Here is a 7,314-nt window from a genome sequence, read left to right as displayed (position 1 = left end):
CTGATCGGCGCCACGCTGTCTTCGGCGATGCTGTTGCTGTCATCCACGGCATGCGGCACATCGTCGACGATCTCGATGACGATGCTGGCCGGCGCCGAGCTGGCCGTGCCGTCCGACACGCTGAGCGTGAAGTTGTCGCTCTCGATACCCGGGCCGTCGGTGGTCGGGCTGGTCAGCTGATAGCTGTAGCTGGCCACCCCGGTGGCTGCGTTGTAGGAGTCAATCGTCAGGTTGCCGTTGCTGCCGGCGAACACGCTGCCGGCCAAACTGCCGATGGCCACGGTGACGCCATTGATGGTCACGCTCTGCAGGTCGTCCAGGCCGTCGGCGTCGCTCAGGGTGAAGGCGCCGCTGGCCACAATGCTGCTCACCCCGGCATTCGAGCCATTCGCCAAGCCGGCTTCAAACACCTGGTCGTTGCCGCCCTGGTTGCCAGGATCGACGCTGAGCCCCGGCCCATCGTTACTGCCCAGGACGGTGATGGTCAGAGTCGCAGTATCAGTGTCGCCATCGGCGTCCTGCATGGTGTAGCTGAAGGTCTCGCTCAGGCTCTCACCGGCGGCCAGGCTCTGCACCGCCGGGTTGACGTTGTTCAGGCTGTAGCTGTAGGTGCCGTTGCCGGTATCGCTGAAGGTGCCGTAGCTGGCGGCGGTGCTGGCCCAGCCGACGAAGCTGGTCGGGGTGTCCGCACCCGGTTGGCCGTTGGCGTGCAGGTCGTTGTCGAGCACGCTGCCAGTGATCGGCGCCACGCTGTCTTCGGCGATGCTGTTGCTGTCATCCACCGCATTGGGCACGTCGTCGAATATCTCGATGATGAGATTCGTCGGCGTCGATGACTGCATGCCGTCTGAGACGCTTAGGGCGAATACACTAGTTTGGTTACCGGAGCTGCTGTTGGCAGGACTGGTCAGCTCATAGCTGTAGCTGACCAGCCCAGTCGTACCGTCGTAGCCGGTAATGCTGAGCGTGCCATGCTCAGCAACGACACTTACCCCCACCAGACTCACGATGGACACTGTCACGCCGTTAATGGAGAGGCTCTGCAGAACGCTTAACCCGCCGGCATGCGACAAACGGAAAGTACCGCTGGCGAACTCGCCGTCCGATGCCGAGTTAGACCCCGTCGCCAGCGCGGATTCGGATACCGTCTGGCGTTCACCTAAAATAATTTGGGGAATGATCGGTGGTTCGTCCGACTGCTCATCCAACTGTTCGATATCCGGATCGGGAAACTCCGGAACGAAGCTCAGACCCTCGGTAGGGAAGCCGATGACTGGATCGAGCGCTCCGGCAGTTTCACTCAGCAAGATGAACGAATGGCCGCCCCCCCCGTCTGCGCCACCCGCCCCTGGCCCTGCAGCCGTGGCAGCAAGAGCGGCGCTCGGGTCGACACCCGCTTCGATGGCCGCCTGCAGTTGCTCGATATCGGCCAGATCCTGGTCACTAGGCGCGGTTGGCGCCGCTGACGCGGGCGCTACTACACCGTCACCGCGCATATCTGCCAGCACCTGCGTATCCAGCATTTGGTTGCTGTCACGCCCGAGGGTCAGCTCGCCACCACTGGCCAAGGCGATAGCTACCGCACCAGCGGCTCCGGTAACTAGCTGTTCACCGGCGAAAACCCGATCGCCCTCGATGAGAAGCCTACGCGTTCCGTCGCCGGCTACCGCAAAAACCTCGCCGACAACCTGGCTGACGACACCAATCAAAGTAGCCATGATTCCTCCCTCACTACGCTGCCAGCCACCGCCGACACGTCTGAAAAAGAGTCGATGCACCTTTCCATACGCCGGGCGAAACATAAGAAGCAACTGAGTGAAATGGAACGGCATACCAGCTCATGGAAACACCCGCGCCAGAAAAATAGCGCTACTTGGTTACCGTACTACTCCATCAGAACCATCCCCGCCCTATGCGCTGCGAATCGTGCAGACCGCCTGTTATCGTCACGCACAAAGCTGAAACCCGCCAACTGCGTGACCTTTGATATAAAACAATGATCCTGCTTTTCCCTGGCTGCATAAGATTTTTTCCTCATAACGCTTGTGAGAACTTTTTCTTAGGCTTGGCTAAATATGTTCTTAGCTGTGATGTTAGAAGACTTAAAAGATATTAATAAGAAAAAGTCAAATATTTGACGACAAAACAACAGTCGACAAGGAGATTCATCACATGCGAGTTGCCAATCCGCTGTGGAGCAGCATGCTGTTGGTACTGACGTGTTCCTATACCCAGGCGATGACATTGTCTGAAGCCATTCAAAGCACCCTGGACAATCACCCGGAAATTCACGCGGGAATCAACAACCGCCTTGCGTCGGACGAAGAAGTGAAGATAGCCAAAGGTGGCTACCTGCCGACAGTCGACTTGCTGGTCGGTTACGGTCGGGAAAATACCGACAGCCCAAGCACCCGCCTCAACCCGCCCAATGACCACAACACGGAAACGCTTAACTATCGAAACGCCGAGCTGCGTCTACGGCAGATGCTGTTCGATGGCTTCAATACCCCTAATGAAGTCGCACGCACCGAAGCGGTAGTAAACTCGCGGGCCTACCGGGTACTCGGCACGACTGAAAGCCTGGCGCTGCGCACCGTTGAGGTTTATCTCGATATCCTGAAACGGCGTGAAATGGTCGATCTGGCGAAAAACAATCTGCTGGCCCACCAACGCATCACCGATCAAATCGATCTGCGCAACCGCCAAGGCGTCGGCAGCACCGCCGACTTCGATCAATCCAACGCACGCTTGGCGCTGGCGGAAAACAACCTCTATACCGAGCAGGTCAACCTGGCGGATGCCGAGGCGAACTTCATCAGCATCACCGGTCGCACGCCAGACGAACTGGCAGCCCCGGTTTCGATCAAGAGCGCGATACCGGAGGATTTACACGCCGCCCGGCAAGCGGTTATGCAAAACAACCCCTTCCTGAAGTCAGCACAAGCCGACGTGCAGGCCGCCGAGCAGCAGTATCAGGTTGCCAAGTCGCCGTTCTACCCGCGCTTCGACGTCGAGCTGGCAACCAGCGCCGACGACAACATTCAGGGCGACGAAGGCCACTACAACACGTGGCGTGCCGCCGTGGTAATGAACTACAACCTGTTCAACGGCATGCGCGATAAAGCGCGCCTGCAATCCTCCGCCCACCAGATCAACGAATCGATGGACATTCGCAACAACGCCCTGCGGGTACTCAACGAAAATCTTTCGCTGGCCTGGAACGCCATGGACAACGCCCGCCTGCAAACGCCGAAGGCACGCGACTATGCCGACTACACCAGAAGGGTTCGCGAGGCGTACCAGCAGCAGTTCAGCCTGAACCAGCGCACCCTGCTCGATTTGCTGGACAGTGAGAACGAACTCTTCACCGCCAACCGCCGCTACAGCGAAGTGCGCTACACCGAAGAGTTCTCCATGTACCGCGTGATGGCTGCCATGGGCGATCTGCTGCGCCACCAGCAGGTGATTGTACCGGCCGAGGCTGTAGCCCTTTCCGAAGTAAAGAGCGAGGCACGCCTGCCGGAAATGAAGTAGTCCCGCTTAGCCGGCCGTTGACACATGTAGCGAGCGACGGCCAGGCAAGGCGGAATCGGTCGAAAAGCGCAGTTCACCTGGTGTAAGTGCGCAGTTTCAGACCGATTGACTCGCTTTGTTCGCCCTGCTGGCCAGCCTTCGGCTGTTACTCCGCCGCGCTGCATCACTGCATCGCCGAGCGCAGTAGTTTTTCAATGGCCTGTTAAGGAGCAGTAAAACGTGACGACCATGGAAAGAGCCGAGCCCACCAGCGATCCCCGCTTGAGCCACGACGACCCCTTGCTGGACGGTTTGCTGATCCTCTGCAAACTCCACGGCTGTACCGCCAGCCGCGGCAGCTTGAGTGCCGGCTTGCCGATGCCGCAGCAGCGCCTAAGTGCCAACCTGCTGCCCCGCGCAGCAGCACGGGGCGGCTTGCAAGGTCGCTTGCTGCAGCGCGAACTGACGGCCATTTCCGCACTGAACCTGCCGGTATTGCTATTGCTCAAAAACGGGCGTAGCGCAGTCCTGCGCCAATGGGAAGCCGACGACCAGGCCTTGATCATGCCGTCCGAGGCGGACGGTGGCGAACAGCACGTTGCGCGCGAGCAACTGGCCGAGGAATACAGCGGCCAGGCGTTCTTCGCGCGTCCGCGGCACGAACTGGAAGACGTGCGCACGCCGCTATTGCCACGCATCGATGCCTGGTTCCGCGACACGCTCAAGCTGTCCCGCTGGCTGTATACCGATGCCATGCTCGCCAGCCTGCTGGTCAACCTGCTCGGCCTGATGGTGCCGCTGTTCGTCATGCAGACCTACGACCGCGTGGTGCCCAACCAGGCCACGGCCACCCTCTGGGTGCTGGCCATCGGCCTGTTCATCGGCACCTCCTTCGAACTGCTGCTGCGGGTACTGCGCGCCAATCTACTGGACAGCGCCGGCAAGAAGACCGACGTGGTGCTCTCCGCCACCCTGTTCGAACGCATCACCGGCATGGCCATGAAAGCGCGCCCGGCAACTGTCGGCGGCTTCGCCCAGAACATTCACGATTTCCAGGGCCTGCGCGAATTCCTGACCGCGGTGACCCTGACCAGCCTGATCGACCTGCCCTTCGCCCTGCTGATGATTATGGTGATAGGTTTGCTCGGCGGTTCACTGATTGCCATTCCACTGCTGGCCTTTCCGCTCACGGCGATCTTCGCCCTGATCATTCAGGGCCGCTTGCGCGACACCGTGCAACGCAGCCTGGTACTGGGCGCGGAGCGTCAGGCGCTATTGATCGAAACCCTCGGCGGCCTGGAAACCCTCAAAGCCTGTGGTGCGGAAAGCGAACGCCAACACCAGTGGGAAACCACCCATGGCGCCCTGACCCGGCTGGATGCTCACGCTCGCTTCCTCTCATCCCTCGCCACCAACGGCACCCTGTTTCTCCAGCAATGCGCCGGCATGGCCATCATCATCGCCGGGGTCTACGCGATCATTGCTGGCGACATGAGTGTCGGCGCGCTGATCGCCTGCTACATGCTCAATAGCCGGGTGTTGGCTCCGCTCGGCCAGGTTGCCGGATTGATCACCCGCTACCAGCAGGCGCGCCTGACCATGAAAAGCACCGACGCACTGATGGGACTGCCGCAGGAACGCCAAGCCAAGCAGCGGCCGCTGGAGCGCACCCTGCTGCAAGGCACCCTCGATGTGCATCAGGTCAGCTTCAGCTACCCGGGGCAAAGCAATCCGGCACTGACCAAGGTCAGCCTGCGTTTGAATGCTGGCGAGCGGGTCGGCATCATCGGTCGTAGCGGCTCGGGCAAGAGCACCCTGGCACGCCTGCTGCTGGGGTTCTACGCCCCGGATGAGGGGCAAATCCTGCTCGACGGCCTGGATCTACGTCAACTCGACGTGGCCGACCTGCGCCACCAGATCGGCTACGTTGCCCACGATCTGCCGCTATTGGCCGGCAGCCTGCGCGACAACCTGACCCTCGGCGCACGCTATATCAGCGATGCACGGATGCTCGAAGTGGCCGAACTGACCGGCGTCAGCGAGCTGGCCCGACAGCACCCGCAAGGCTTCGAGCGCCCGGTTGGCGAGCGTGGCCAACAGCTCTCTGGCGGCCAGCGCCAAGCCGTATTGCTGGCCCGCGCGCTGCTGCTCGACCCACAGATCCTGGTGTTCGACGAGCCGACCAGTGCGATGGACAATAGCAGCGAGGAAATCCTGCGCAGTCGCCTGCATGCCTGGGCTCAGGGCAAAACCATGCTCCTGATCACCCACCGTAGCTCGATGCTCAGCCTGGTCGATCGCCTGGTGGTGCTGGACAACGGCCAGATCGTTGCCGATGGCCCTAAGGAGGCAGTGATCGAAGCCTTGCGCAAGGGCCGCGTCGGCCCGGCAGCGGAATAGGAAGGTACTTATGCAACCGCATCAAGCCATCTTCGCTTACTTTGCCAGCCTGGGCAGGCGCAAGCAGGACACCGAGTTCATGCCGGAAGTCGAGGGCGCGATTCTCGAGGACTCGCCCTGGCTGTCGCGCATCACCATCTGGGTAGTCTGTGCCTGCCTGATCGCCGCCCTGCTCTGGGCCAATTTTGCCGTGCTCGAAGAGGTTACCACCGGCGAAGGCAAGGCCATTCCCTTGAGCAAAATTCAGGTCATCCAGAACCTCGAGGGCGGCATCGTCAGCGAGATTTTCGTGCGCGAAGGCCAACTGGTGGAAAAGAACGAGGTGTTGATGCGCCTGGATGACACCCGTTTTCTGTCCAGTCAAGGTGAAGCCGAAGCCGACCGTTTATCCCTGATCGCCCGCATCGAACGCCTGAGCGCCGAAGCCGAAGGCCGGCCCATCGCCATGCCGGAGGAAATCCAGCGCCTGGCCCCGCAATTGGCCGAAGACGAGCTGGCGCTCTACCGCTCGCGACAACGGCGCCTGCACAGCGAACAACGCACACTCGGCGAGCAATTACGGCAGAAAACCCAAGAGCTCGCCGAGTTCCGCTCCAAGTCCCAGCAATACCGCTCCAGCCTGGGCTTGCTGCAGCAAGAGCTGAATATGTCACAACCCCTGGTCGCCACGGGCGCGATTTCCCAAGTGGAGATACTGCGTTTGCAGCGCAGCGCCGTGGAAGTTCGCGGCTCTTTGAATGCCACTAACCTGGCGATTCCCAGGGCAGAATCGGCCGTTAGCGAGATCAAGAGCAAAATCGAGGAGTCCGAGTTGGCGTTCCGCTCCGACGCTTTCAAGGCGCTCAATGAACTGCGCACCGAACTGAAGAAAATCACCGCCAACAGCTCCGCCATTCAAGACCGCGTCAGCCGCACCACGGTTCTGTCCCCGGTCAAGGGCATCATCAAGCAGCTGAAAATCAACACCATCGGCGGCGTCGTCCAGCCGGGCAGCGACATGCTGGAAATCGTGCCCCTGGAAGACAACCTGCGGATAGAAGCCAAGGTGCGCCCGCAGGATGTAGCCTTCCTCCATCCAGGACAGAAGGCCATGGTCAAGTTCAGTGCCTACGACTACACCATTTATGGTGGACTAAAAGCCAATCTGGAATTGATCAGCGCCGACACCATCACCGACGAGGAAGGCAACAGCTTCTACCTGATCCAGCTACGCACCGATAAAAGCCACCTGGGCAGCGATGAACATCCCTTGCTGATCATTCCCGGCATGATCGCCACCGTAGACATCATCACCGGCGAGAAAAGCGTTCTCGATTACCTACTCAAGCCCGTACTCAAGGCCCGCGCCGAAGCGCTGCGCGAACGATGAGCCGCGCATGAAAAGCGCGTACCGGACTTGCC

4 protein-coding genes are annotated in these 7,314 nt (G+C 60.5%); 3 read left to right on the top strand and 1 reads right to left on the bottom strand.

Going from position 1 to position 7,314, the window contains the following annotated elements:
- A partial coding sequence (locus tag P8H27_RS15085; protein WP_289638397.1) for a retention module-containing protein occupies positions 1-1,718 on the bottom strand: 1,718 nt, incomplete at its 3' end.
- 454 nt (positions 1,719-2,172) lie between these two features.
- Between P8H27_RS15085 and P8H27_RS15080 the strand changes: the two genes are divergently transcribed.
- The 3 genes from P8H27_RS15080 (at position 2,173) to P8H27_RS15070 (ending at position 7,282) form a co-directional block, all read left to right on the top strand.
- The gene (locus P8H27_RS15080; protein ID WP_289638396.1) at positions 2,173-3,534 is read left to right on the top strand and encodes a TolC family outer membrane protein; all 1,362 of its coding nucleotides are present in this window, start codon (positions 2,173-2,175) and stop codon (positions 3,532-3,534) included.
- A 228-nt stretch (positions 3,535-3,762) separates the two neighbouring features.
- Positions 3,763-5,913, top strand: a complete 2,151-nt coding sequence (locus P8H27_RS15075) for a type I secretion system permease/ATPase (protein WP_289638394.1) — start codon at positions 3,763-3,765, stop codon at positions 5,911-5,913.
- A gap of 10 nt (positions 5,914-5,923) precedes the next feature.
- Entirely contained in the window at positions 5,924-7,282 is a 1,359-nt protein-coding gene (locus P8H27_RS15070; RefSeq protein WP_289638393.1) for an HlyD family type I secretion periplasmic adaptor subunit, read from the top strand.
- The last annotated feature ends 32 nt before the right edge of the window (positions 7,283-7,314 follow it).

Origin of the sequence: Pseudomonas sp. sp1636, from assembly GCF_030376615.1 — a bacterium.
GTDB lineage: Bacteria > Pseudomonadota > Gammaproteobacteria > Pseudomonadales > Pseudomonadaceae > Aquipseudomonas.
This window is presented reverse-complemented; position numbering and strand designations above follow the sequence as displayed.